The following is a 24,663-nucleotide window of genomic DNA, read 5'->3' on the forward strand; positions in this document are numbered from 1 at the left end:
CGTTTGTCAAATTAATTTTGATATTAATTTTCAAGAATTAACTCTAAAATTAATTGTATCCGCTTACTTATTTTTTATAATTATTGGATGACTAAGTTAACTTTTTTAGACCATTCCCCTTCAAATTCTCTAGAAATCTTCATCCCGTAAATCTTCCCGCTTAATCGAATATAGTAGTCATCGCCTTCTAATACTTTCACTTTTTGATCTTGATTTGCCTGTGTTGTGAACGATGGAATCATGACAGAAAAACTACTGTTCTCATCCCAAGAAGAAGATATTTGACGAGAGTTACTATAAACATAGCTTGAAGTCAGCCCAGCTATTCGTTTTCCAGAAGTATTTTTCACACTAATTGTCGATTCAATAAGATCAGGTAATTTCACCGAAAATTCAGGCATATTTTTAACAATTTCAAGATTATACATGTTCCCACTTAGTCTTATGTTTGATGTGCACTCTGGATTTTTTCCAGGGTAATCCGTGTATCCACTATCAAATAGTTTCCCAACCTGCCAGTTAAGATACTTTCCTGTAAAGGCATCAAATTCAAAATGACCGTTTTTATCAATTAAACCGGAAGCAGCAGGCTCTTCCCCAATCGGACTATTCATGAAAAAATAGCAACCTTTCAAGTCACTGTTATAAATAGTTCCTTTTACGCGGACCACTAAATCACCTAAATCTTTTAACAACTGGCAACTCGAACTCTCACTATCTTCTTGATCCAAGTAACATGTATTACTACCTTGTCCTCCATTAATGTGATCGTCGCCTTGATTGCCTTTCAAAATATCACTACCTTCTTTTCCAACGATTTCGTCATTGCCTTTATTACCTTCGATTTTATCGTTTCCAGAGAGTCCAACGAGCGTATTTTTACGATCGTTCCCTTGGATTTTATCGTTTCCTGTTCCGCCAGTTAAGTTTTCAACATCACTACCAATTAAATCCTTTTCGTTTTTTTCTCCATCATCTTTTTTATTGTTTAAGCTGATATTCAACTCTTTTTTCTTATCGCTATATGAAACGGTATCGATTCCTTCATTTCCTTTAAAATAATCTGATCCACTTTCCCCTTTGAGCGTATCGTTTCCTGTTCCTCCATATAGCTTATCGTCTCCTGAACCCGCAACAATTGAATCATCACCACTTCCACCATCAATTGTATCGCTTCCTCCAAGACCCTGAATTTTATCATTTCCACCTAAACCACAGATTACATCGGATTTATTAGTGCCTTTTAAGGTGTCGTTTCCTTTTGTACCAATGATTGTACATTTTTTCCCATCGCTTGCTTTTAAATTTTTTGTACTTGCTGTTACTAAATTTTCATTTGCAACAAGTACTAAAATTGCAAGTAATAACCCCGTTATAATCGTTTTAGCTAATCTCATTCTTACTTCCCCTATCTAACAAAATTATTTGTGCATATCTTTATCGGTAAATTATTCAAAACTATTAACTAATTATGTAATTTATTAGTTTTCACAGATGCTCTTTTATTCTATTTTCTTATACTCACCATAAGAACTATCTATTTTACTTCCCTTTGAAACGGCTTTATATTGAATGAATTGATAACAAAGTTAAGTAGTTTTCGATTCATGTATGAAGCGGAACTTCAGAAAAGAAGGGATTTTTATGTCTACCACAAAAAAAGGCTATTTCATGATGATCGTCCTCTGGTTCGCCTATGCGACCTTCGCCATGAACTGGGTCGCCGGTTCGTCGTTGACGCCGCAAATCACGGCGCATTTCTTCGGCAATCAGACCGTTGACCCCCTCATCTCACAACTCGTCAACTATTCGATCACGACGGCACGTGTCTTCGCTAACATTCTCGCCGCGCTCATCTTAATGAAGCTCGGTCCGAAAAAAGCACCGTTACTCGCGCTGTTGTTCTTAATGATGTCGATTGTCGCCATCTATCTGCCGAACTACTGGGCATATACGGTCGCTCGCATGGTCATGGGACTTGGTGGTTCAATGGTCATCGTCTACATGAACCCTGTCGTAACACGTTACATTCAGGATCCAGCTGAAAAGTTACGGATCAATGCCTTCAACACTGTCTCCTATAACGTTGGTGCATTCGTTGTTTCACTCTTGTTCACACTATTCGCTGATCAATTCGTCAGTGACTGGAAACTGACGTTGACGATCTTTGCGAGTCTGACAGCGATTCTCTTCTTCGCATGGTGGATTGGTAGTGAGTCGTTCGAGTTGAACGATGCTGCGGATGCGGACGAAACGCCTTACGGTTACGGAGACGCTATCCGCGATGCATTCCTCTGGAAATATGCGGTTGCCTTCGGTGGTTTCCTGACGCTCTACATCTTATCGCTCGTCGGCTTGAAACCGGTCTTTGATACGTATACGCAGTTGAACGGTTCACTCGTCAACCTGTTGGTCTCAGGGGCTGGGATCGTCGGTACGTTCGTCGGTCTACGAATCGGTAACAAAGGCACACCTCGTAAACCGATTCTATTGATTAGTGGAACGGTCATGATTGCGAGTTTCCTCGTCACCGTCTTGTTCGGAAACATCTCGCCACTCGTTTCATATGTCTTTGCGTTCATTTCTGGATTTGCGATGTACATCCAGTATCCGATCTTCATGAACTTGGCACACGAACGAAAAGGGATGACACCGCAAAAGATTACCGTCTTATTCGGTCTCTTCTGGGCGATCGCTTATGCGACGCAGACAATCTTTACGATCATTTGGAGTTACGCACTCGGACATGCGGGATATACGGTCTCAATGATCGTCTTCTTCCTCTGCTGTTCCGTGTATCTGTTCTTTACGTTCTTCTTACCAGAAACAAAACCAAAACGGACGAATGCACTTCGAAAATCTGCCTAATTAACCAACAAGCCCTTCTGGATCATCACCGGAAGGGCTTGTTTTTATGCTTCATTATGCGCGCCGTAGCTATGACGAAGAGCAAATAACAGTCGAATCAATGATTCATGATAGCCGATGAACCAGCCTTCTTCGATTCCATTGACGATCGCTTCTTCTGTCATCCAAGCGACGCGCTGAACTTCTTCTTCCTGCAGCGTCAAAGTCGTCAAATCCACTTCCTGCTCGACGAGATAATAATCGTCAAACCCGATTTCAAAGGGAATCGTCAGATGAGGACGGACACCCGTGAAATCAATATCGAGACCGAGCTCTTCAGACAGTTCACGTTGCGCTGCCATCTGACTCGTATCTCCGCTGATGGCACTACCCCCGACCGTCAGATCCCACATGTTCGGCCAACCGGATTTAAACGGCTGTCGTTGTTGGACGAGCATCTCTCCCTTGGCGTTAAAGACACAGACGTGAATCGTCATGTGATAATCGCCTGCTGTATGTGGCGTTCCCCGTGTCCAGAGCCGTCCTGTTTTCTTGCGGTCGGCTGTGTATACATCCCATTGCTCCATCTTGCATCATTCCCCTTTTTAATTGATGAAAGACGAGTTGTTTGAACTTTCCTCCGCCTTGACGCAATCAATCGCGACGACAAGGGCAATCAATAACTCTTCCATCGATTCATCTTCGACTTCAATCATGTACTGATCGGTCCAAGAAATCCATTTTTTCTGAACACGTCCAATTCGTTGCCCTTGTTGTAGGACTTCAAAATCAACATCCCACCAGTCGCCCGTCACTTCGAACTGATCCGAGTTGATCGTATAACGGTCCTTGAAGAAGGTAAGTTCTTTAATGATTTCAAATGATTGTCCTGCTGCTTCGACATAAAAGACAGGGCGGAAACTAAACGTCTTTTTCGTAATTTCCGCGACCTCTTCGCCATCTCGGTTCGTCACGCTGAACGTCTTCGGTAGTTTCAAGAAACTCCCCTCGATATGATACGCATCGTGTCCCGCTTCGTCCTGAATCGCAAATCGCCCACGTAAACTGAAGGCTTTTTGTTTCATATAGAGTGTATGCATCCCGGTCTCCTCCTTTAATGTATAGTTTCATTTACGCTTTCACCGACGGAAAAGATTCAATATCTGGAAACTACCTCCGCCGAGCTTTCTGTTATTTCCGTCATTCCCTTCTGCATCTAGTGAATCGCATCCCTTACTTGCACTTTTTAGCCAGAGCGCTTAAAGTGTATAGTTGATGAAATTCTTTAACCACACATGTGCATTACCTTAAGGAAAGGGTTTAATATACTATGAAAAAGAACTTTTGGCAGGACCTCCCACGACCATTTTTCGTCTTAGCACCGATGGAAGATGTCACCGATGTTGTCTTCCGCCACGTCGTCGCAAAAGCGGCGCGTCCGGACGTCTTCTTCACGGAATTTACGAATACAGAAAGCTATTGTCATCCGAAAGGCAAACAGAGCGTCCGCGGACGTCTCGAGTTCACGGAGGATGAACAACCAATGGTCGCTCACATCTGGGGCGACAAACCGGAATATTTCCGCGAAATGAGCATCGGCATGGCAGAGATGGGCTTTAGCGGAATCGACATCAACATGGGCTGTCCCGTCCATAACGTTGCTGTTAACGGAAAAGGCTCGGGTTTGATCAATCGTCCGGAAGTCGCGGCTGAATTGATTCAAGCTGCAAAAGCAGGCGGTCTCCCGGTCAGCGTCAAAACGCGTCTCGGCTACACGAAGGTCGAAGAGTGGCACGATTGGTTGCGCCACATCCTCGAGCAAGATATCGCGAACCTCTCGATTCACCTCCGGACACGTAAAGAGATGAGTGCCGTTCCAGCACACTTCGAATTGATCCCGGAAATCAAGAAGTTACGCGATGAGATCGCACCACAAACGTTATTGACGATTAACGGGGATATCAACGATCGCCAACACGGTCTTGAACTCGTCGAGAAGTACGGTGTCGACGGCGTCATGATCGGTCGCGGGATCTTCCACAACCCGTTTGCATTCGAAGTCGAGAAAAAAGACCATTCGAGCCAAGAATTACTCGATTTGTTACGTCTACAGCTCGATTTGCATGATCACTACTCGACTCAATTCGAGCCACGTCTCTTTAAACCATTACGCCGGTTCTTCAAGATTTACGTCCGCGGATTCCGCGGTGCGAGTGAGCTGCGTGTCAAATTGATGGAGACGAATTCAACAGACGAAGTGCGTGCTTTACTCGACGCTTTCGTTGAAGAAGAAGGGATTCACGAGGTTAACTCGTTTTCGATCTAACAGTAAAGCACGCCTCCTCTTGTTGAGGAAGCGTGCTTTTTGGTGTCACCAGCGTTCAACTGTTTGACGTGTATGCGCACACCATTGTTCAAAGTCTGAAGCATGTGTCAGTAACAAGAAACGTCGTTTCCCGAGTCGTCGATCGAGTCGCGCGATGCCGCGGATGAAAGGATGTGGATGAACGAGCGCTTGTTCAAACGCGAGATTCGGGTACTGTAACAAATCTTGTTGCATCTCATAGTTCTCTAGATACCCGTCTTGTTTGACCTGTCGTTCGATCTCAGCCGATAACGCATGCGACTGCTTCAACCAGTCGGACTGCCATAATTCTCGGAAGGATGCTTCTGGTTTATCCGCTAACTGTGCAGCTTGTAACGCGTAGCGCCGATCGACTTCCCGTTCGAAGTGAAAGTCGTCTGCTCCGAGAATCTCTTCTCCGTCAAACGTCACCCAGACGCGACTAGGACTATCTTGAATCCGGTAGACAGCGGCGTGAAAAGCGATTCGTCCTTGTAACGACGGGGCGAGCAGTTGCTCGACCCGTTTTTTGATGATGGAAAACTGCAAGCGATCCGTCCTTTCCGTCCGGCTAATGTGATTAGCCGTTCTTCATATGAAACGATTCCGCAAGCGTAAACGTCAACTCTTTTAACTCAAGACCTCCGAGTGCAAAGTAGAGCTTTAAATAGTTGTGCGGGTTGAAGACAAAGACGTCCTTCGTCTGGCTGACCCACTCGCCGTTCGTTCCGTTGAAGGTGAAGGTCGCGACCGGCATATTGTTCGCAAACAGTGTCACCGGCATTTGCGCCAGTTCACCGGCGTTCGAACGTGCCGTCAACGTGACCTGGTACATTCCTGTCTCTTCTGCTGTAACAGCGAAGACATGACTACTGCCGGTCGTCGTCGTAACGTCTGTTAACGGGAACGCATCCCCACTGACAAGACGTTGGTGTGAGACCGCTTGCTCTTCGAGTGTCTCTTCTTCGACCGGTGCCCCGAGGACAGCAATCGATGTCGCGGTTCCCATCACGCGATCCATGACCGGTGAGCGCAGTAGGAACTGACAGATGTTCGCGGCACTGCGCAGTAACTCGGAACGTCGAAGTGTCCCGTCGGCAAGAGCCGTCAACGTATCATCCTCGAACGGATTCGTTCCTGGTTCGCCAACGACCATATAGAGGTCGTTTTGTGAACGGACCATCGTCGCCGTTTGCTGACGATTTGCTTCTAACCCTTCCGCGTTGATCTTCGCCCACCAGTCGGTCATGACGATTCCGTCAAAGCCCCACTCATCACGTAGGATCCGTGTGTTCTGATCATACAAGCCAGCGGTCCAGATGCCATTGACGGCACCATACGTCGTCATGATTGAGTATGCTTTTCCGTCTTTGACTGCCATCTCGAACCCTTTCAGGTACAACTCACGCAACGCCCGTTCTGACACGATCGAATCCAGATCATGCCGGTGGAACTCTTGGTTGTTGGCACTGAAGTGTTTCAACGTTCCTGTCACACCCACCCGGTGCATCCCGTCGAGTTGTGCCACGGCCATTTTCCCAGTCAGATACGAATCCTCCGAGAAATACTCGAAGTTCCGTCCATTGAGTGGATGACGATGGAGGTTCATCCCTGGTCCAAGCAACGTATCAATCTCGTTCTTCCGTAACTCAAGACCTGTCATCTCAAATAGATCCGCGATCAACGTCGTGTTGAACGTCGAAGCAAGCAACGTTCCGTTCGGTAACGAGAAGGCTTTCGTTCCGATGTCCATCCGGATCCCGGACGGACCATCTGCGCAACAGCCTGCTGGAATGCCAAGTGCTTCGAGTTCTGTCGTCACGCCACCGAAGGCACCCGCCGTTCCTGGTGTGACACGCGGTGAGTTCATCCCTTCCCCCCGGACGATTGCCGCGAGATCCGCATCCGTCAATTGATCGAGGAACGTCTCGAGCGTGACCCGGTCTTCTTTGACATCGCGTAACTTCCAACCGGCATCTTCTGCCTGTGTCCGTTCAACGGGACGCTCCTGTTGACGACGCTGTTCCGGATCGATCGTCCGCAGTGGTGTCGCTTCATACGTCACCGTATATCCCGTTTCGGTCGCTTGCGGTTTGATGCGTTCAAACGCCGTCACCGGTGCCATGTTCTCCGTTAAGACATCCGTGACGTCAAGCGTCTCGACGGAATGGCTCGCGACTGGAACCGCCGACCGGACGTCCGTTCCGAGATACAACTGATACGTTCCGGGTTCAACGACATAAGAAGACTTATGTCCAGTGACGCCACTATCGTCATAACTCGCAAACGAAGCGAACGGTACGACGAGTGTGAGCGATTCTTGCTCGCCAGGTGCGAGTTCTTTTGTCTTTCCGAACGTCACGAGCTGACGCGTTGGGTTCCCGAGTTGTCCTTGTGGTTTCTCAAGGTATCCTTGTACGACTTCCTTCCCGCTCGTCTGCCCGGTATTCGTCACCGTCGCTGTAATCGTCCAGGCATCAGCTGACGTCGTCACATCTGTCGTAAGGTTGAACGACGTATACGATAATCCATACCCAAACGGATACAAGACCGCTTCCGGTGCAAACGTCTCGAAATAACGATACCCGACATAGATGTCTTCCTGATACAACGCGCGATCAGCATGACCGAAGTGTGGTGTCGACGGATAATCATCGAGTGAACGGACAATCGTATCCGGTAGTTTCCCGGACGGTGAGATGCGTCCGAGCAAGAGATCACTCAGTCCAGTTCCGCCTTCCATTCCTCCTTGCCACGCGTAGAGGACCGCACTTGGCGTCGTCTCTTCGACCCAGCGCATATCGATGATGTTCCCGACGTTCAAGACGACGACAGTCTGCTTAAAGTGTGTCGTCACGAGTCGGAGCATCTCCTGTTCCGTCTCCGTCAGGAAGTAACTTCCTGGATCCGCTGTATTGTCGCGGTCTTCTCCAGCCGTGCGACCGATCATGATCAAAGCAACATCGGAATCAAGCGCTGCTTGCTGAACGAGTGTCGCGTCAAGCGACATCTCTTCTTGCGACCATGGCTCGGCTGCCCAGCCTTCACCTTGGTCAAACGGATGGGATTCAAGCCATGTTTCGTACGTCGCAAGGACGTCCGTGTTCAGTGTCACGTCTTCGCGTAGCATATCGAGCGGACTGACGACGTTCGTGACGTTGACCATTCCGCCTGATCCTGTGCCACTTTTATAATAGTTGAACTGGTTGCGTCCGAAAACTGCGACCGTTGTTGCGGGTTGCAACGGGAGCACACCATCGTTTTGTAAGAGTACTGCTCCTTCCGCGACGGTTTGTCGTGCGAGCTTTGTATAGGCTTGCCAATCGAGTGTATATGTCATGAGTCATCCACCTTTGTTAGTTAGTTTGAGAAAAGAGTCGTTTTAAGTCCTTTGCGATTTCGTCTAAGCTATCTTCGGCTTGCGGATACAGACCGAGTTTATCGAGAAAAGCATGTTCCATCCCACGGTACTGGAGATAACAAGTCTTGACGCCGGCGCGCGCGAGCTTTTTCGCATACGCTTCCCCTTCAAGACGTAAGTAATCAAACTCTCCTGTAATGACGAGTGCCTCTGGTAAGTCGTTGAGCGTCGCGAATAACGGTGAGATCCGTGGATCCGTCGAATCACTCGCTTGGACATACCACTCTTCGAGGACACCTTCTTCATCTTGCAGCGACAAAATGATCCGTTCGAGTAACTGCGGTTCCGTTTGTCGGTCATACGCTTCTAGCGTCCAGTTATATTCCGAATTCGGATGTTCGCCGACATTAACGACCGGATAATATAAGACTTGATAGCGAATGTACGGCGTCGGACGCTCGCGGTCGAGCAGGCAACAGACCGTCGCTAAGTTCCCACCCGCACTATCGCCGGCGACAGCAATCGCACTTGGATCGATTCCAAGTCGATCGGCGTGTTCAACTGCCCAATCGATTGCCGCATGACAATCCTCAAGTCCTGTCGGAAATGGATGCTCTGGCGCTAATCGGTAGCCGACCGATAAGACAGCGACGTTCCCTTTATCGGCTAATGCCTTACATGGGTTCTCGACTGTCTCAAGCGTGCCACCGAAAAAACCACCGCCGTGGAAGTAGACGACGAGTGGGAGCGGACGTGCCGCTTCCGGGCGATACAGCCGTGCTTCAATCGTGGTACCGGGTCTTGGAATCGCGAGGATGTCCGTTGAGATCTGCCGTGTCGTCACGTCTTCATTGTCCCAGCCCATGCCGGCACGCGCCATGTCGACTTGTGATGCACCTTCCGGAATCGAGACCGATGGACGCTGCGTGAGGACGACCTCACGGACGCGTGGATCGAGTGTTCCTGGAGTCGAGACGTCAGGAATCGGCTTATCGACGATTTCGAGTCCGTCTTGATGGATCGCTGAACAATTTCGTAACGTTCGCAGTAAATCTTGCATCGATGCAGTAGACAAGTGGATCGCTTCCTTTCTAGTCAAAATGTTATCGAAAGCGCTTTCGATAACATTTAAAAAAAATTCGAATGCCTCTTTTTCAAAAAAGAGACCGCTTACATCACAATATACCTGTCTTTGACAGGAGAAGCAAATGTTTCACCTAAAAAAATCAGCGCAGTCGCCTGCGCTGATCCTCATCGTAATTGTTCTTGTGAAACGATCGTAAAGCCATCGATGACCGTATCTTCCTCAACCTCGATCAACAGGCAGCGTTTGCCTTGGTAGTTGACTTGTTTGACGTATTTCAAGTCTTGCGGACTGATCGCGATGTTCGCGACCTTCGTATTGATTTTAATTGATTTCGCTTCATAGTTCGGAACGATGTTACTCGCCTTCATCTCGTACGTCGGATCGTCGACAACCGTTTTGAATGCCCGTTCGACCTGCTCCGTGCTGATGTCTTCAACACCACTCGCTTTGAGAACACGCTCGACTTCCTGGACGTCGAGCATCGGCACTTCTTCCTCATCTTGATCCTCTTCGACAACAATCAACTGATTAATGTTTTCATAGACACCGGCTAACGTCTTCGTATCCATCGATTCGCCAACGACCGATTTGACAATTTCCTCGAAAATCGCTTTATCCTCATCTGCTGTGACGATCGGTTGACCGTTCAAGACGTTTTCAAGGAAGCCGAAATCTGGTTTATTCGGCTTGCCCGCTGCATACAAGACGTGATTGACGTCTGCTGCGTTGTCGGTGAAGGTCGGGAAGAGAAACCCACCGATTGGCGATGCGAGTTTGATGACCGGATTGATGAATAAGTTCGACTTGAATTCACGTTCGACGAAATCAAAGACAAGCGATTGCTTCGGTAGCTCTGTTAAGTTCAGGCTACCGAGAATGAATGGTGTCGTATAGACGTCGTCATTCGGATCGATCTCTGTCTCATCCGCTTGGCGCTTCGTCGTTTTATAGTATTGACCACGAATGAACGTGACGACAAGGTCATTCTCGTACTGGACGTCTTGAACCATTTTCAGCGCCATCGTCTGCATCTGTTCGACCCAGTCTTCCGGCTCTTCCGCATAGAGTCCTTCGTAAAGGAGTTGTTGCGTGTGTACCGTCTCCCCTTCTTCCGGATGGGTGAACTTGACCTCGAACAGCTTGACGTCGAGTTTTCCACCTAGTACCTTCTTGAAGTTCGCGAGGAACAGTTCCTGTTGCTCCGGATCAAGCAATGGAAACGGTCGTGCTTCCTCATGATAGATTTCACTCGTCTCTTTTCGGATATAGACGTTGTAGATTTCATGGATTTTTAGTAAATCGGCATCCATCTTAAAGTGACGACGGATATCGGCGATGTCTTTTTTATTCATGCATACCAGCTCCTCGAATCATTAAAATCCTGCTTCTTGAAAAGCGTAACATATGCGAGATGACCCGACATCTTTTAGAAAATCAATGCGCACGGAATGAATACGCGCGTGTGACAGGATTAACGATCTCATATTCATATTCCTGGTGGGCAGCGCGAGCTTGCGCGATACAATTTTCTAGTTCTTTTGTGTTGAAATAACGTTGTGCTTCCTTTAACGTGCCACTTACGAATAAAAAGATACCGAACACAATCAACCATCCTCTGATTCGTTCGTTCATTATGTAGTCCCCTTTCTTCTCCACCTAAATCCTAACATCAGACCCTTCTATATAATGACAAAAGTTTAATTTTTATAACATTTACACGATATTTATTTTTTCCTAAATAAGTGATGCCATACTAAAAATTGTGAAGGGTGTCTTCACATCATCTCGTCTCATACATAGGAGGAATGACACGTGTTCAAAGCCATCAAGTCCATCGTCATCACTACGCTCGTCTGCCTGACCGCTTTTCAATTCGATACGACATCCGTTTCCGCACTGCCCTCAGGGATCTCGTCGAAAGCGACGGCCCAGTCTCAACTCGATGCCTTAACGGTTAAAACAGAAGGCAGTATGACCGGTTATTCGCGTGATTTGTTCCCGCACTGGATCAGTCAAGGAAGCGGCTGTGATACGCGACAAGTCGTCTTAAAACGTGACGCTGATTCATATGTCGGATCGTGTCCCGTTACATCTGGTTCTTGGTATAGTTACTATGACGGACTGACATTCACGAACCCGTCTGACCTCGACATCGATCACGTCGTACCGCTTGCCGAAGCATGGCGTTCAGGAGCAAGCAGCTGGACGACGACGACACGTCAAGCGTTCGCAAACGATTTAACAGGTCCGCAATTGATTGCTGTCTCTGCAAGCTCGAACCGTTCAAAAGGGGATCAGGATCCGTCGACATGGAAGCCGACACGTGCAGGTGCGAGCTGTGCCTACTCAAAGATGTGGATCAATACGAAGAGTCGCTGGAACCTCAGCTTACAGTCGAGTGAAAAAACAGCCTTACAAACGATGTTGAACACATGTACATACTAAAAAGGAGTCGATTCGATGGAAACGAAAACCTCTACCTTTACCGCCACACATGGTGTTATGACGCAAGAAGTTGGTGTCATCAGCGGTGAACTCGAACTCCGGACGACCTGTCAGGAAGACGGGACGTTGGAACTAAAGATTGCTTATGTCGGGGCGATAGACGTCTATACGTTACCCGGCACTTATCGTGTCCATGACGTTCGGGATCATGATGTCATTCATCAGATGCTCATCAATGTACTGGAACGAACATAATGAAAACAGACGCTGCCCAAGTTAATGGGTGGCGTCTGTTTTTCGTTTTGCATATTCAAAATCAGATTGTCATTATTTACTAAAGCATGCGTTTTATCTGACGTTCTATCCGGTATAGTGAGAACAACGTCATTATCCTTTTAGGGAGGAATACTTCATGCGAAACGTTTTGATTCCAACCGGCGTCATTTTAAGTGGCGCAGGTCTCTATATGGCATTAGAAGGTCACGTGCCTGCGTTACTCGTTACGGGTATCATCATGCTATTTGGTTTCGGTATTGGTATCATCACAAAAGAAAAGTCGGAGTAATCTATAGGTACAGTCAGGGGGGTAACTATGATTCAACAATTCATCAAGGAACAGCAGTCACACGCTACTATTGGCGGGTTTATCGCTAAGTCTGTCGATCCGATCCTCGCCCACGTCAATCCATCGCGTTTACAAGACAACGATCTTGTACTATTGATTCAAGCTGATCAATTGATTGTTGTCTCTTTTGCTAATTCACAAAATCAATCAGGTTGGACGCCACTATTACGAGAGCAGATTCATCCATCGAAAAGTCTACTCGCACCCAAGACATGCTATTTCAAAATTAAGTACGGTGAATATGCCGGAACCTATTTGATTTCACCAGATTTGATTGTGAATGATCAGTTTAAGAAAGAAGCGGACTATATGAAATTTATAACAGTATAATAACTCAATAAAACTCAATCGAAATATTTTTATATTCATTCGATTTCAAAAAAGATGTTAGCAACTTTTGAGTAGATTGATCTGCTTTTTCTAAAAGTCCTTCACTTATCTTTTTCTTTTCCACCTTTTCTTTATTCTTACTTATGACATCGAACACAGTTTGCGTCGGATAGTCCGATAGGATGTTTCCCTTTACATCTTCTACCTCTGCTTTTTCGATTTCAGCAACATTATCGAGAATTCTAGCTTTTGGTACTCGTACAAGCATCAAATTTTTTTCTTTGTTATACGACACACTTGCTTTAGAAAGATCAGTTCCTGCTTTTAAATACCCAGAGTATTTGATGAGTTTTATCGCCTCAGCAAACTTTAAATCGGTGACTCCAAGTGAAATTTTTCTGTTCGTACGACTAACCACTACATCACTGTACTCATATTTTAAAGTGGCTAGCTCCGATAGCTCTACTATCTTTTCTTGGATCAGAGAGGTACTGGACCTTTTTTCAGTTTTTAGTTCGATTGGTTTGAATATGAAGAAAATAGCTAATCCTATCATTACAAAAGATACAATTGAGATTATGCTAGTGATAATTGTTTTTTTCAAAATTTGCTCTCCTTAAAAATGTATTTTTTTCCTTTTCTAATTATACATTTTTACTAATTTAATAAATAATATAAATTTCGTTATTTAAAAAACTCTAAAATCCTTCAGAACATACATTTAAGTATATTCTAAGAAATTTTAGAGTTTTTAAGTTTATTTATGATACGGCTCATTCCGATTAATCCGGTACGCCCGATAAATCTGTTCACAGAGAATCATCTTCATTAATTGATGCGGGAATGTCATCTTTGAAAACGAGATTGTATCATTTGCCCGCTGCATCACTTCTGGTGCAAGACCAAGTGATCCACCGATGACGAAAGCAATTTTGCTCTTACCATACGTCGCGAGTTGATCGAGTTCTTTCGCGAACTGTTCACTCGTCCGTTGTTTTCCTTCAATAGCAAGTGCAAGGACATGAACGTCCGGTCCGATCTTCGCTAAAATCCGTTCACCCTCTTTTTTCTTCACTTGCGCCATCTCCGCTTCACTCAACTGCTCTGGTGCCTTTTCGTCCGCGACCTCGATTTCTTGGATCGAACAGTAGGCGCTGAGACGCTTCGTATATTCGGCGATGCCTTGTTTCAAATACTTCTCTTTTAGCTTTCCGACCGTAATGATGGTAATTTGCATCTTTTTTCTCGCTTTCTGACAGAAAATTCAGGAGTTATCCACAGAGTTATCCACAAATCCACATGTTGAAATTTATTTTTTGCTTGACACAAGATATGTTGCCGGTGCGTCACAGTATTCACACGTGATGTTTTTTTCTGGATTTAGCTGATCGAGAATCGGGTATTGTTCTGTTTCATCCACGATTTCGTCAAGCGCGAGCTCGACATGTTCTAAACAGACGTACTTATCCACAAGTTGTCTCCTCCTTTCACTTATCCACATTTATCCGCTTCCAGTATAACAAATATCAACCTTCCTGACCGGAAAAGCCGTAGGTTTCCTCACTTAAAAAAACCATCCACAGGTCGGACCTGTGGATGGTTTTGAGATTACGCCTTACTGAACGGTCGGAGACTGGGCGGACAACTTCACATCTGCTGTCTGCTTTTCACCGCCACGATAGAACGTGACTTTGACTGTTTCGCCAACTTTTGCATCCCGGTAGAGAACGCTTTTTAGATCAGCGAAGGAAGCAATTTCTTTTCCGTTGATCTCAACGATGACATCGTTTGCTTTCATACCCGCTTTTTCGGCTCCACTATTACGCGTCAAACCGACGACGACGATCCCTTTCGTGACATCATTCGGTAATTTTAACCGATCTTCGCGGTATCCACTTGGGAATTCCTGCACGTCACGGATCTGAATCCCGAGCTGTGGACGAACAACTTCACCGTTTTGTTCGAGATCACGCATGATCGGTAACGCTTCGTTGATTGGAATCGCAAATCCGACTCCTTCGACGCTCGCTTCCGCAATCTTCATCGAGTTGATCCCGATCAATTGACCCGCTGTGTTGATGAGCGCTCCACCGGAGTTACCCGGGTTGATTGCCGCATCCGTTTGGATGACTTCTGTATTGAAGTCTTGCTGTCCATCCTTGTTCGTATCGACTGGAACCGTCCGTTCTTGCGCACTGATGACACCGCGCGTGACGGAGTTTGCAAAGATTCCGAGCGGATTTCCGATCGCAAGCACCGTTTCACCGGCACGTAACGTATCCGAATCCCCGAGTTTCACGACTTGTGTCACTTTCGATGAATCGATTGACAGGACAGCTAAATCGTACGTCGGATCTTCCCCGAGGACTTTTGCCTCGAGTGCTGTTCCGTCAGATAACGTGACAGACAAGCGGCTTGCGCCTTCAACGACGTGGTAGTTCGTGACAACGTAGGCTTTATTCCCGTCTTTTTTATAGATGACGCCGGACCCCGCACCCGTTTCCTGATCCGTTCCTTGAAACGAGCTCTGAAGGTTCGTCACGCTCACGACGGCTTCCTTCGTCTTACCGACAGCACCGACGATGTCGGCTTCATCCTCTGTCGTCTGTGTTGCAGTCTGTTCCGCTGTCGTCGACGAAACCGGAGTCGGACTCGTCATCTCATCGCGGACGAACGGCCACGCGACGAGAGCGATCAACAAGGCTCCGACGATTCCGCCGATCAGACCGACGAAAAAGGCTTTTCCGGCACCACGACGACGCGGTGGTTCTGGTTGTTCTTCATATGGTTCACGATAAGGGCTGACCGGTTCGCTCGTTGCCGGCTGACGGGGCGGGAAGCCGCTCTCATCGGATGACTGTTCGTATCGTTCGGATTCGTTCCGTGGTTCTTCCGGTCGATCCATCGACATACGCCTCCTTTATGACTCTCTTTACACAAGTATACCCCCATCACGTGGCAAGTGAGCCAAATGTGGGGGTCTTTTGAGCATATTCAGTAATTTCCCATAATCAAAGCTTCAGGAGCGGTGTCGGAATGACCGGATCCGTGTCGAGAAGCTGAATCTTACTCAGATCGACATCACGGCTCGCGAGCGTTTGGGAGACACTCATCCGGGCGAGTTCCTTCATGTTGTTGTCCTTGCTCAAGTGGGCCATGTGGATCCGTTTTGTCCGGTCATCGAGGACCTCGCTCATCGCGATTGCGGCGTCCTCGTTCGAGACGTGTCCGTAATCCCCAAGGATCCGTCGTTTGACGCTCCACGGGTAATGTCCCATCTGGAGCATACCGATATCATGGTTCGCTTCGAAGATATAAGCATCAGCGCCCCGAATGACACCTTTCATCCGATCCGAGACGTATCCGGTATCCGTGATGTGCGCCAACCGTTTTCCTTCATGCGCGAACTGAAAGAACATCGGATCTGCTGCATCGTGACTGACGTTGAACGATTCGACTTCGATGTCACCGAACTGCTTGACCTCTCCGACTTCCCAGAGGAACTTCAGCGCCGGATCAATCTTGCCGATCTTCGCTTCCATCGCCGCCCACGTCTTTTCATTCGCATAGAGCGGGATATTGTACTTCCGTGCCATGATGCCGACGCCTTTGATATGGTCGGAGTGCTCATGGGTGACGAACAGACCATCGATGCCATGCGGCGACCGGTCAATCTGGTCGAACAAGGCGAGCATCGCCTTGCCGGTCAGTCCCGCGTCGACGAGCAAGCGGGTCTGTTCACTTTCGATATAGAGGGCGTTCCCCGTCGAGCCACTGGCCATGACGCTGTAGTGTAGGCTCATCGTGCATTCCTCATTTCTCTGAGACTGTATCCAATCGTTCGACGGTCTGGACACCGCCGTCAATCGCATTGACGAAGTAGACTTCTTCATTGTCGAGCTCGATTTGCCACGTCGGCGGCAGGATTTGAACCGATTCCGTGCCTTCCGTGACGAGACAGAAATAACCGAGCTTATGACTCGTCAACCGCTTCGATGCCGGGAACAAGCCTTGCTCCGACAACTGGACGATCGCTTCACTTGCCGATAACAACGTCACGTCCTGCGCTTGCCGGACGACCTTGTTCAAGTGGCGTTGTTTGTAGCTGACGATTTCCTTCGCATCGTTCAGCTGCAAGACAAGTAAGGACGGTCCGATCATCGCGTCATCTTCACGCGATTGTTGTGGTGTCGAATAGAGCGGTTGTCCTTTATACGTCTGAACGAACGTCATCTCCTGATACTTGCTATCATACTTCCAAAATGTATATTCGGCGCCGTACCGGACTGATGCTTGCACGAATGATGAGGCGGAATCCCGCATCGTCTTCGCTTCGAGTGGATACGGTTTCGTTAACCGAACCGACCACTCGACATCATTTTTGACGGAGGCGACCGCGTCCCGAATCGGTGAACTCGCAAGTGGTGCCAGCGTCCGCGCGTCAACTTCAGCCGTTAAATAGCCAATGTCTCGCGTGACCGGCTGCAGTTTCTTCTCATCGATTTGGCGATCCTTCAAGATTGATTTACCGGTCGCACTCGTCGCGACGATCCGCGGCTCGACCATCCGGTCCATCAATTGAATGGCGAGGTAGACATTCAGGATCAAAAAGGTCAGCATCAATAAGGTCTTCGCTTTACTCCAGTCCATTCGTCCTCACCCCTCATTCCCGACAGCTTGATTGATCGATTGCCAGACCCCATCGATCTTAATGAACCATGTTGGCTCAAAGACGGCGTAGCGACTCGTTGAAATTTTATACGTCATCTCATATCCGATCCGGATTCCACTGATCTCTGTCAGGAGTTCCGCACGTTTGAGACGTTCGAGGACCGTTTCAACAGCCGGCACCGTCTCTTCCCGAAGAATGAGCTTCCGCTTCGCCCGAAGCATGCTACGACTGAGCGACCGGACTTGGTTTTCCTCATACATGATTTTGAGTGTCGCAAGATCAAACTTCGTTTGTTCGAGTAGCGGACCACTCTCTCCGAAGACCGGATAGCGGTTCAAGTACAACCGGAACGTCGCTGTCTGTTCATCCTCCTTCTTACTCATCTGATCGAAGTAATACCGGAAGCCACTGCGTTGCGTATCTTGGTCGAGCCAGCCCCCATGAATGTTGACATAGCTGACGAGGGTACTGTAATCGACAGTCGAGCTTTGCGTGTTCGGCGATAATGTATTGAAACGGTACACATTGTAGTTTCGGTCATACGTCGAAACACTGACACCGTCCGTCAAGACGTCGAGATCGTCCCGACTCTTGATTTGCTGGACGTTCGAATTCTCCGCGAAAAAGGCACTGCGGATGCGATCGAGTGGTTTTGGCGATTGCCCGACCTCGTCGTAGACGAAGACTTGCTCTAGTCGCGTCGTACCGCTCGCGACATACGTATAATCGCCACCTTTGAGTTCGACGCGTGTCATCGGTTTTTTCTTATCGTGCGCGAACAATCGTTTCAGAACCGTCTCATCGCCGACGAGCTTGAAGTCCTTCAGGCGACCTGTCGCTGATTCGAGACGGAGGATTGGTCCGTCATAATCAAGCAAATAGAGCCGTTTGATCGGTTCCGAGAAGGCAATCTGTTTTTCGCCAAGCAACTCTTCAAGAATCGTCGCACTGATTGGCGTTGGAAAAATCATCTCGACACTCCGGTCACCGACCGGGATGTTATTTGCTTTATCGGTCAGGACAAGGACACCGATGTTAAACGACGCACCGATTCGGTTGAGGAAGGTCCGACCGATGATTTGCGTCTGATAGATCCCTTCCTGATCCGTATAGACGAGTAATTCTGGATTAATCAGTTGGTTGCTTTCAATCGTCTTTGAGGCATCGATCTCGTTGAACGAGACCTGTTCCCGCTCGATCGATTCACTGCTTGGATGATAGGTCCAGAGCATCGCTGTCTGAGCGATCGAACCGGCGACGAGCAGGACGAGTAACAGCGAACTCCAGTGTTGTTTCTTCATCCGGCATCCACCTCTTCGATCACCTCATACGGAAGCGTGAAGTAAATCGTCGTGCCGCGTCCCCATTCACTTTCTGCCCAGATGTCGCCACCATGTGCGGAAACGACGTCTTTCGCAATTGACAGACCAAGACCGGTGCCGCCGATTTTACGGGCGCGGGCTTTATCGACACGATAGAAGCGTTCAAAGATTTTTTGGAGATTCGCTTTCGGGATTCCGACACCCTCATCCTTGATGCTGATGACGATCCGTTTTGCCCGCAGCATCGTCCGGACGGTGATCGTGCCGCCTTCCGGTGAGTACTTGATCGCATTCGTCAGGATGTTGTCTGCGACCTGAATCAATTTATCCTGATCGCCGCGGATGTAGACTTTCCGCTTCATGATCTTACGACGGAAACGAATCCGTTCCGGTTTCGTCATGTCATGGCGATCGAGAATCTCATTTAAGAACTGAATGTAATCGAAGCGGACCTTGTTCATCTTGTATTCCTTACTGTCCATCTTCGACAGTTGTAAGAGATCGGTGACGAGGCGGATCATCCGCTCCGTCTCGTTTTGTGTCGTCTCAAGGAAACGTGGTGCGAGTTCCTCGTCTTGATACGCTCCTTCTGCTAAGGCTTCGAGGTAGCTGCGCATCGTCGTCAGCGGTGTCCGGAGCTCGTGACTGACGTTCGCGACGAATTCGCGACGATCCTGTTCAACCTGCTCCTGTTCCGTGACGTCATGCAGGACGACAATCATCCCGGTAATCGGACCACTGTGTTTCTTGACGGGCGAGAAGAATGCCCGGACGAGGAACAATTCATCTTCACTACTGAAATCAAGTAGACGCGGTGGCATCGTACCGTCTTCCGGAATCATGAAATCGTCACCAAGTGCTAGTAAGTCCTTCAAGTTCGTTCCGACGACACTCGCATCATCCGCCCCGACGATATCCTTCGCTTGATCGTTCATCAAGATGACGCGAAGCGTCCGGTCCGTCGCGATGACGCCATCGGTCATGTTCTCGAGGACGCTCGTCAACTTCCGCCGTTCGGCTTCCGTCGTCGCGTTCGCTTCGAGTAGCTCATCTGTTAATTCGTTGAAGGAACGAGCGAGTTGCCCGATCTCATCATCCGAATAGACCTTAACCTTCCGCGAGAAGTTCCCGCGTCGCATCTCGATTGCTTGACGCCGCATATCGGAAATCGGACGTGTGATCGTCCGCGATAACAAGACACCGAGAATCGACGTGATGACGAGGGCGATGACCGTCCCGGTCGCAAGAATCCGCGTGACCTGTTGCATCTGCGAATAGATCGACTCCATCGAGGCGCGGACATAAATCATCCCGGTCGTCACACCATCTCGTTCCGAGGTGACCGGTACAGCAAAGATCCGAATCTTATCCTCTGATTCCGGATCAAGCACGGTGTCCGTTCGGGTCGAGCTCGTTGCCTGCGCTTTTTTAATCAGTGAATTCGTCGCCCGTTGTCCAACCGCTGATTGGTTCTCGTTATCCGATGTCGCTTGGATGATTGAGTCCTGGTCGATGATCTGGACTTCGAGGATGTCGTTCCTTGAGGTGGAGCCATTACTAAACTCAGACAGCAGTTGCCCTAGTGATTGGGACAACTGCCGCTTGGAGGCGTCATCATCGCCTGTTTTATCGAATTCCTTCCCGACATTATAGGCGACAAGACCTGCCCGGTCCTCGACCGACTTCGAGAAGTTCGTAATGTACTGCTTTTCAAGGGAACGAACGAAATAGACGCCAATGACCTGCATCGCCACTAAAATCAATAAGGCATAGATGACGACGAGTTTCCATTGGATGGATTTAAAGAAGTTCGTTCCTTTTAACATCGTTATTCATTCTCCCCGTCTTGGAGATAATAGCCAACACCACGACGCGTCATGATATAGACCGGCGTACTTGGGTTGTCTTCGACTTTCTCACGGAGACGACGCACTGTTACGTCGACTGTCCGGACATCACCGAAGTAGTCATAGCCCCAGACCGTTTGCAACAAATGCTCACGTGTCATGACTTGACCGATGTTTTTCGCGAGGTAGTGCAACAATTCGAACTCACGCTGCGTCAGCTCGATCTTTTGATCCTTACGTGTCACCGTATGCGAATTCGTATCGATATACAGTTCTCCAACTTTGAGTGGACCTGGTCCAACAGGTTGTGGTGTTGCTTCCGGGCTCGTGTTGCGTAAATGGACTTTAACGCGGGCAAGTAACTCGCGCGAGCTAAATGGCTTCGTCACGTAATCGTTCGCGCCAAGCTCAAGACCAAGTACCGTATCGATCTCAGAATCCTTCGCTGTCAGCATGATGATTGGAATCTTCGACGTCTTCCGGACTTCCCGGCAGACCTCCATGCCGTCCATTAATGGAAGCATGATGTCGAGCAACATCAAATCGGGTTTGAACTCTTCGAACTTTTCTAATGCCTCCACGCCGTCGTTTGCAATCGCGACCTGGTAGCCTTCTTTTTCTAATTTAAACTTGAGTATATCTGCAATCGGTAACTCGTCATCGACGACTAGAATTTTACGTTCCGTCACTGGGTGTGCCCCCTTAAAAATTTCTGTTCAATCTATTTTACCTGTTTTTTCGGCATATAGAAAGGTGGCGACGGAAACTCCCGGCGCCACTCTCTCTGCTGTTCGTCGTCTCACGGGAGAGGTTCCACGTGAAACACTGTATTTAGTATACCTGTTTTTGCTTCCGTTTGTGAACCATTTCGCACAAAAAACAGCCTCTTGCAGGGTGCAAGAGGCTGTTGAAACGACTTATGCTTCTTCGTAGAGATCACGTAAGACGACTGTCTGTTCACGACCTGGTCCGACCGAGAATGTGACAAGTGAGATCCCTGTCAGATCTGCAATCCGCTTAACGTAGTTCTGTGCGTTCAACGGTAAATCTTCAAAGCGACGGACACCTGTGATGTCTTCTTTCCAGCCCGGCAATTCTTCGTAGACTGGAACACATGCTTCAAGATCACGGAAGCTTGCTGGGTACTCATCGATTTGTTTCCCGTTGAATTCGTATGATGTACAGATCTTCAACGTTTCAAGTCCTGTCAAAACGTCAATCGAGTTGAGCGCAAGGTCCGTCAACCCACTTGTACGGCGTGAGTGGCGAACGACGACGGAGTCGAACCAACCGACACGACGTGGACGTCCTGTTGTTGTTCCGTATTCACGACCGACTTCACGGATTTGATGACCGATATCATCAAACAATTCTGTTGGGAACGGACCGTCACCGACACGTGACGTGTACGCTTTACAGACACCGACGACGTGGTCGATTCGGGCTGGACCGACACCGACACCTGATGCGACACCACCGGCAGATGCGTTCGATGATGTAACGAACGGATACGTTCCGTGGTCAAGGTCGAGTAAGACACCTTGTGCGCCTTCAAACAACACTTTTTCGCCGTGATCAAGGCTATCGTTGACGACGACCGATGTATCGCAGACATATTTCGCGAACTCTTGTCCATACGCATAGTACTCTTCGAAGATATCGTCGAACGCGACTGGTTCAGCGTCATACATCTTCGTGAACATGCGGTTCTTTTGATCGAGAACGATCTTCAGCTTCTCAGCGAATGTTTCTTTGTCGAGCAAGTCTGCCATCCGGATACCGATTCGTGCTGCTTTATCCATGTAACACGGTCCGATTCCTTTTAGCGTCGTTCCGACTTTCGCATCGCCCTTCGCTTCTTCTTCTAACTGATCCTGCAACTGATGGTACGGCAAGATGACATGCGCCCGATTCGAAATTAACAAGTTATCCGTTGAGACACCACGATCGTGTAGATACTTCAATTCCTTGACGAGTGATTTCGGGTTAACGACGAGACCGTTCCCGATGACACATTTCTTATCCGAGTAAAAAATACCTGATGGGATCAAGTGCAATTTGTACGTCTCGTTATTGAATACGATCGTATGTCCTGCATTGTCTCCACCTTGATAACGTGCCACGACATCGGCTTGTTTTGAAAGAAAATCGGTAATTTTCCCTTTTCCTTCGTCGCCCCACTGTGTTCCGACTACTACTACTGATGACATCTTATCATCCACCTCCACGTACGATTCAAAACCACGACTAAGTGTAACGCGATAAAAAAAAGAAGTCAACCAAATACCGAACAATTAATTGTTACAATTCTCTTTCGTTCGTTTAATTATCGTTTTTGGTGAATAAACTGAGAATCTTTAGGTAAAAATAAAAAAAGCTACGTTTTGTCTCCGATCAATCGAAGACAAAACGTAGCTTAGATTAAGCTGGTGGCGCGTACGAGTTGCTTGGCTCGAGATCCACGAACTTGTTGAATTCTTTTCGAAAGGCAAGTTTGACGGTACCGGTTGGACCATTCCGCTGTTTTGCGATGATGATCTCAATCGTATTCGCATCTTCCGTTTCTTTATTGTAGTAATCGTCACGATACAAGAAGGCGACGATATCGGCATCTTGCTCGATCGCTCCCGATTCTCGGATATCCGACATCATCGGTCGCTTATCTTGACGGCTCTCAACACCACGCGAGAGCTGAGATAAGGCGATGACCGGGACTTCGAGTTCCCGCGCGAGCGATTTCAAGGAACGGGAAATTTCCGAAACCTCTTGTTGGCGGTTGTCGCTTGAGCGACCATTCCCTTGAATCAACTGCAAGTAATCGATCATGATCATCCCAAGCCCATGCTCCTGCTTCAAACGACGGCATTTTGCCCGGATGTCGTTGACACGAATACCAGGTGTATCGTCAATGTAGATACCGGCTTGAGAGAGATTACTCATCGCAAGCGATAACTTACCCCAGTCCTCTTCTTCAAGTTGACCGGTCCGCAGACGCTGGGCGTCGACGTTTCCTTCGGCACAGAGCATCCGCATGACGAGCTGCTCGGCACCCATCTCAAGACTAAAGATGGCGACATTTTCGTCAGCACGTGTTGCGACGTTTTGCGAGATGTTCAAGGCAAAAGCCGTCTTCCCGACCGATGGACGTGCTGCAACGATGATTAAATCGTTACGCTGGAACCCAGCCGTCATCTTATCGAGATCTTGGAAACCCGTCGGAATACCCGTCGTCTCGCCGCTTTGCTTATGCAATTTATCAATCGTTGCATAGGCACTCGTCAAGACGTCCGAGATCGGGATGAAGCTCGCACTTCCTTTTCCTTGCGATACTTCGAGAATCTTCCGCTCTGCCTCATTCAGCAGGACGTCGACTTCATTTTGCCGTTCATATCCGTCAGTGACGATTTCGCCTGCCGTCCGAATCAGACGCCGGAGCGTCGATTTCTGGTCAACGACGTTGACGTAGTAATTGATGTTGGCTGCGGTTGGCACACCTTCCGCTAGTTCCGCTAGATACGGTAGACCACCGATCTCATCTAGGATCCCAAGCGTGCTTAGCTCGGCTGTCACCGTGACGAGGTCGATCGCTTCGCCTCGGTCGGACAACACGAGCATCGCTTCGAAGATCCGTTGGTGAGAGGCACGGTAAAAGTCCTGCGGTAACAAACGTTCAGATGCACTGATCAAACGATCCGCATCAATCATGATCGCCCCTAGGACGGCTTGTTCTGCCTCGATACTTTGGGGAGGCATATTTTGCATGACTTCACTCATCACCGGTCC

25 protein-coding genes are annotated in these 24,663 nt (G+C 48.2%); 6 read left to right on the top strand and 19 right to left on the bottom strand.

Annotated elements, in window-relative coordinates:
- Positions 1–80 precede the first annotated feature (80 nt).
- Entirely contained in the window at positions 81–1,397 is a 1,317-nt protein-coding gene (locus K6T22_RS16280) for a calcium-binding protein (RefSeq protein ID WP_283205691.1), read from the bottom strand.
- A 247-nt stretch (positions 1,398–1,644) separates the two neighbouring features.
- On the opposite strand from K6T22_RS16280, the gene K6T22_RS16285 reads away from it, so the two are divergent.
- Positions 1,645–2,868, top strand: coding sequence for an MFS transporter (locus tag K6T22_RS16285; protein WP_238238299.1), 1,224 nt, complete (start codon positions 1,645–1,647; stop codon positions 2,866–2,868).
- A gap of 44 nt (positions 2,869–2,912) precedes the next feature.
- Here the strand turns inward: K6T22_RS16285 and K6T22_RS16290 are convergent, their stop codons facing one another.
- Positions 2,913–3,434: an NUDIX hydrolase gene (locus K6T22_RS16290; protein ID WP_053451991.1), complete on the bottom strand. Its 522-nt coding sequence runs from the start codon at positions 3,432–3,434 to the stop codon at positions 2,913–2,915.
- Positions 3,435–3,452: 18 nt separating this feature from the next.
- Positions 3,453–3,947 (bottom strand): LURP-one-related/scramblase family protein, encoded by a 495-nt coding sequence (locus K6T22_RS16295; protein WP_238238301.1) that lies wholly within the window; start codon positions 3,945–3,947, stop codon positions 3,453–3,455.
- A gap of 230 nt (positions 3,948–4,177) precedes the next feature.
- Here K6T22_RS16295 and K6T22_RS16300 point away from each other — a divergent pair, with 230 nt between their 5' ends.
- Positions 4,178–5,173 (top strand): tRNA dihydrouridine synthase, encoded by a 996-nt coding sequence (locus K6T22_RS16300; protein ID WP_238238302.1) that lies wholly within the window; start codon positions 4,178–4,180, stop codon positions 5,171–5,173.
- A gap of 45 nt (positions 5,174–5,218) precedes the next feature.
- Here the strand turns inward: K6T22_RS16300 and K6T22_RS16305 are convergent, their stop codons facing one another.
- The 5 genes from K6T22_RS16305 to K6T22_RS16325 all read right to left on the bottom strand — a co-directional run bounded on the left by K6T22_RS16305 (position 5,219) and on the right by K6T22_RS16325 (position 11,271).
- Positions 5,219–5,740 carry an SF0329 family protein gene (locus K6T22_RS16305; protein WP_238238304.1) on the bottom strand — a complete coding sequence of 174 codons (522 nt, stop codon included), beginning with the start codon at positions 5,738–5,740 and terminating at the stop codon, positions 5,219–5,221.
- A gap of 31 nt (positions 5,741–5,771) precedes the next feature.
- Complete coding sequence (locus K6T22_RS16310) at positions 5,772–8,531, bottom strand: glycoside hydrolase family 3 protein (RefSeq protein WP_238238305.1); 2,760 nt, start codon at positions 8,529–8,531, stop codon at positions 5,772–5,774.
- Between the two features lie 16 nt (positions 8,532–8,547).
- Positions 8,548–9,627, bottom strand: coding sequence for an alpha/beta hydrolase (locus K6T22_RS16315; RefSeq protein ID WP_238238307.1), 1,080 nt, complete (start codon positions 9,625–9,627; stop codon positions 8,548–8,550).
- Positions 9,628–9,803: 176 nt separating this feature from the next.
- The gene (locus K6T22_RS16320) at positions 9,804–10,991 is read right to left on the bottom strand and encodes a DUF4317 domain-containing protein (protein ID WP_238238309.1); all 1,188 of its coding nucleotides are present in this window, start codon (positions 10,989–10,991) and stop codon (positions 9,804–9,806) included.
- Between the two features lie 82 nt (positions 10,992–11,073).
- Entirely contained in the window at positions 11,074–11,271 is a 198-nt protein-coding gene (locus K6T22_RS16325) for a hypothetical protein (protein ID WP_238238310.1), read from the bottom strand.
- A 192-nt stretch (positions 11,272–11,463) separates the two neighbouring features.
- Here K6T22_RS16325 and K6T22_RS16330 point away from each other — a divergent pair, with 192 nt between their 5' ends.
- The 4 genes from K6T22_RS16330 to K6T22_RS16345 all read left to right on the top strand — a co-directional run bounded on the left by K6T22_RS16330 (position 11,464) and on the right by K6T22_RS16345 (position 13,039).
- Entirely contained in the window at positions 11,464–12,084 is a 621-nt protein-coding gene (locus K6T22_RS16330; protein ID WP_396133879.1) for an HNH endonuclease family protein, read from the top strand.
- A 15-nt stretch (positions 12,085–12,099) separates the two neighbouring features.
- Complete coding sequence (locus K6T22_RS16335) at positions 12,100–12,339, top strand: hypothetical protein (protein ID WP_238238312.1); 240 nt, start codon at positions 12,100–12,102, stop codon at positions 12,337–12,339.
- A gap of 157 nt (positions 12,340–12,496) precedes the next feature.
- The gene (locus K6T22_RS16340; RefSeq protein WP_238238313.1) at positions 12,497–12,649 is read left to right on the top strand and encodes a hypothetical protein; all 153 of its coding nucleotides are present in this window, start codon (positions 12,497–12,499) and stop codon (positions 12,647–12,649) included.
- Positions 12,650–12,676: 27 nt separating this feature from the next.
- Positions 12,677–13,039, top strand: coding sequence for a hypothetical protein (locus K6T22_RS16345; RefSeq protein WP_238238314.1), 363 nt, complete (start codon positions 12,677–12,679; stop codon positions 13,037–13,039).
- Positions 13,040–13,043: 4 nt separating this feature from the next.
- On the opposite strand, the gene K6T22_RS16350 is transcribed toward K6T22_RS16345, so the two are convergent.
- From K6T22_RS16350 to dnaB, 11 genes are all read right to left on the bottom strand, one after another.
- Positions 13,044–13,643, bottom strand: coding sequence for a DUF4230 domain-containing protein (locus K6T22_RS16350; protein WP_133208481.1), 600 nt, complete (start codon positions 13,641–13,643; stop codon positions 13,044–13,046).
- Between the two features lie 153 nt (positions 13,644–13,796).
- Positions 13,797–14,276 carry a 23S rRNA (pseudouridine(1915)-N(3))-methyltransferase RlmH gene (rlmH, locus tag K6T22_RS16355; RefSeq protein ID WP_058713709.1) on the bottom strand — a complete coding sequence of 160 codons (480 nt, stop codon included), beginning with the start codon at positions 14,274–14,276 and terminating at the stop codon, positions 13,797–13,799.
- A gap of 72 nt (positions 14,277–14,348) precedes the next feature.
- Positions 14,349–14,510 (bottom strand): CxxH/CxxC protein, encoded by a 162-nt coding sequence (locus K6T22_RS16360; protein WP_023469838.1) that lies wholly within the window; start codon positions 14,508–14,510, stop codon positions 14,349–14,351.
- Between the two features lie 144 nt (positions 14,511–14,654).
- Positions 14,655–15,944 carry a S1C family serine protease gene (locus K6T22_RS16365; protein WP_238238315.1) on the bottom strand — a complete coding sequence of 430 codons (1,290 nt, stop codon included), beginning with the start codon at positions 15,942–15,944 and terminating at the stop codon, positions 14,655–14,657.
- 106 nt (positions 15,945–16,050) lie between these two features.
- Positions 16,051–16,842: an MBL fold metallo-hydrolase gene (locus K6T22_RS16370; RefSeq protein ID WP_023469840.1), complete on the bottom strand. Its 792-nt coding sequence runs from the start codon at positions 16,840–16,842 to the stop codon at positions 16,051–16,053.
- A 10-nt stretch (positions 16,843–16,852) separates the two neighbouring features.
- The gene (locus tag K6T22_RS16375) at positions 16,853–17,689 is read right to left on the bottom strand and encodes a two-component system regulatory protein YycI (RefSeq protein WP_238238316.1); all 837 of its coding nucleotides are present in this window, start codon (positions 17,687–17,689) and stop codon (positions 16,853–16,855) included.
- A 6-nt stretch (positions 17,690–17,695) separates the two neighbouring features.
- Positions 17,696–19,012: a two-component system activity regulator YycH gene (gene yycH / locus K6T22_RS16380; protein WP_238238317.1), complete on the bottom strand. Its 1,317-nt coding sequence runs from the start codon at positions 19,010–19,012 to the stop codon at positions 17,696–17,698.
- Entirely contained in the window at positions 19,009–20,859 is a 1,851-nt protein-coding gene (gene walK, locus K6T22_RS16385; protein WP_029343019.1) for a cell wall metabolism sensor histidine kinase WalK, read from the bottom strand. The genes yycH and walK overlap by 4 nt, the downstream gene beginning before the upstream one ends.
- 2 nt (positions 20,860–20,861) lie before the next feature.
- Positions 20,862–21,569: a response regulator YycF gene (yycF, locus tag K6T22_RS16390; RefSeq protein ID WP_023469844.1), complete on the bottom strand. Its 708-nt coding sequence runs from the start codon at positions 21,567–21,569 to the stop codon at positions 20,862–20,864.
- A 228-nt stretch (positions 21,570–21,797) separates the two neighbouring features.
- Complete coding sequence (locus tag K6T22_RS16395; protein ID WP_050678890.1) at positions 21,798–23,090, bottom strand: adenylosuccinate synthase; 1,293 nt, start codon at positions 23,088–23,090, stop codon at positions 21,798–21,800.
- A gap of 211 nt (positions 23,091–23,301) precedes the next feature.
- Positions 23,302–24,654 (bottom strand): replicative DNA helicase, encoded by a 1,353-nt coding sequence (gene dnaB, locus K6T22_RS16400; protein ID WP_023469846.1) that lies wholly within the window; start codon positions 24,652–24,654, stop codon positions 23,302–23,304.
- Positions 24,655–24,663: the final 9 nt, after the last annotated feature.

This window comes from Exiguobacterium acetylicum (assembly GCF_022170825.1).
Taxonomy (GTDB): Bacteria; Bacillota; Bacilli; order Exiguobacteriales; family Exiguobacteriaceae; genus Exiguobacterium_A; species Exiguobacterium_A acetylicum_B.

Bases quoted from the DNA above. Each gene is read 5' to 3' on its own strand.
- yycH (WP_238238317.1), bottom strand. From the start codon at position 19,012: ATGAAGAAACAACACTGGAGTTCGCTGTTACTCGTCCTGCTCGTCGCC.
- K6T22_RS16310 (WP_238238305.1), bottom strand. From the start codon at position 8,531: ATGACATATACACTCGATTGGCAAGCCTATACAAAGCTCGCACGACAA.
- rlmH (WP_058713709.1), bottom strand. From the start codon at position 14,276: ATGCAAATTACCATCATTACGGTCGGAAAGCTAAAAGAGAAGTATTTG.
- K6T22_RS16340 (WP_238238313.1), top strand. From the start codon at position 12,497: ATGCGAAACGTTTTGATTCCAACCGGCGTCATTTTAAGTGGCGCAGGT.
- K6T22_RS16290 (WP_053451991.1), bottom strand. From the start codon at position 3,434: ATGGAGCAATGGGATGTATACACAGCCGACCGCAAGAAAACAGGACGG.
- K6T22_RS16335 (WP_238238312.1), top strand. From the start codon at position 12,100: ATGGAAACGAAAACCTCTACCTTTACCGCCACACATGGTGTTATGACG.
- K6T22_RS16395 (WP_050678890.1), bottom strand. From the start codon at position 23,090: ATGTCATCAGTAGTAGTAGTCGGAACACAGTGGGGCGACGAAGGAAAA.
- K6T22_RS16325 (WP_238238310.1), bottom strand. From the start codon at position 11,271: ATGAACGAACGAATCAGAGGATGGTTGATTGTGTTCGGTATCTTTTTA.
- K6T22_RS16300 (WP_238238302.1), top strand. From the start codon at position 4,178: ATGAAAAAGAACTTTTGGCAGGACCTCCCACGACCATTTTTCGTCTTA.
- walK (WP_029343019.1), bottom strand. From the start codon at position 20,859: ATGTTAAAAGGAACGAACTTCTTTAAATCCATCCAATGGAAACTCGTC.
- K6T22_RS16280 (WP_283205691.1), bottom strand. From the start codon at position 1,397: ATGAGATTAGCTAAAACGATTATAACGGGGTTATTACTTGCAATTTTA.
- K6T22_RS16295 (WP_238238301.1), bottom strand. From the start codon at position 3,947: ATGCATACACTCTATATGAAACAAAAAGCCTTCAGTTTACGTGGGCGA.
- K6T22_RS16320 (WP_238238309.1), bottom strand. From the start codon at position 10,991: ATGAATAAAAAAGACATCGCCGATATCCGTCGTCACTTTAAGATGGAT.
- K6T22_RS16345 (WP_238238314.1), top strand. From the start codon at position 12,677: ATGATTCAACAATTCATCAAGGAACAGCAGTCACACGCTACTATTGGC.
- dnaB (WP_023469846.1), bottom strand. From the start codon at position 24,654: ATGAGTGAAGTCATGCAAAATATGCCTCCCCAAAGTATCGAGGCAGAA.
- K6T22_RS16375 (WP_238238316.1), bottom strand. From the start codon at position 17,689: ATGGACTGGAGTAAAGCGAAGACCTTATTGATGCTGACCTTTTTGATC.
- K6T22_RS16365 (WP_238238315.1), bottom strand. From the start codon at position 15,944: ATGGATCGACCGGAAGAACCACGGAACGAATCCGAACGATACGAACAG.
- K6T22_RS16285 (WP_238238299.1), top strand. From the start codon at position 1,645: ATGTCTACCACAAAAAAAGGCTATTTCATGATGATCGTCCTCTGGTTC.
- K6T22_RS16370 (WP_023469840.1), bottom strand. From the start codon at position 16,842: ATGAGCCTACACTACAGCGTCATGGCCAGTGGCTCGACGGGGAACGCC.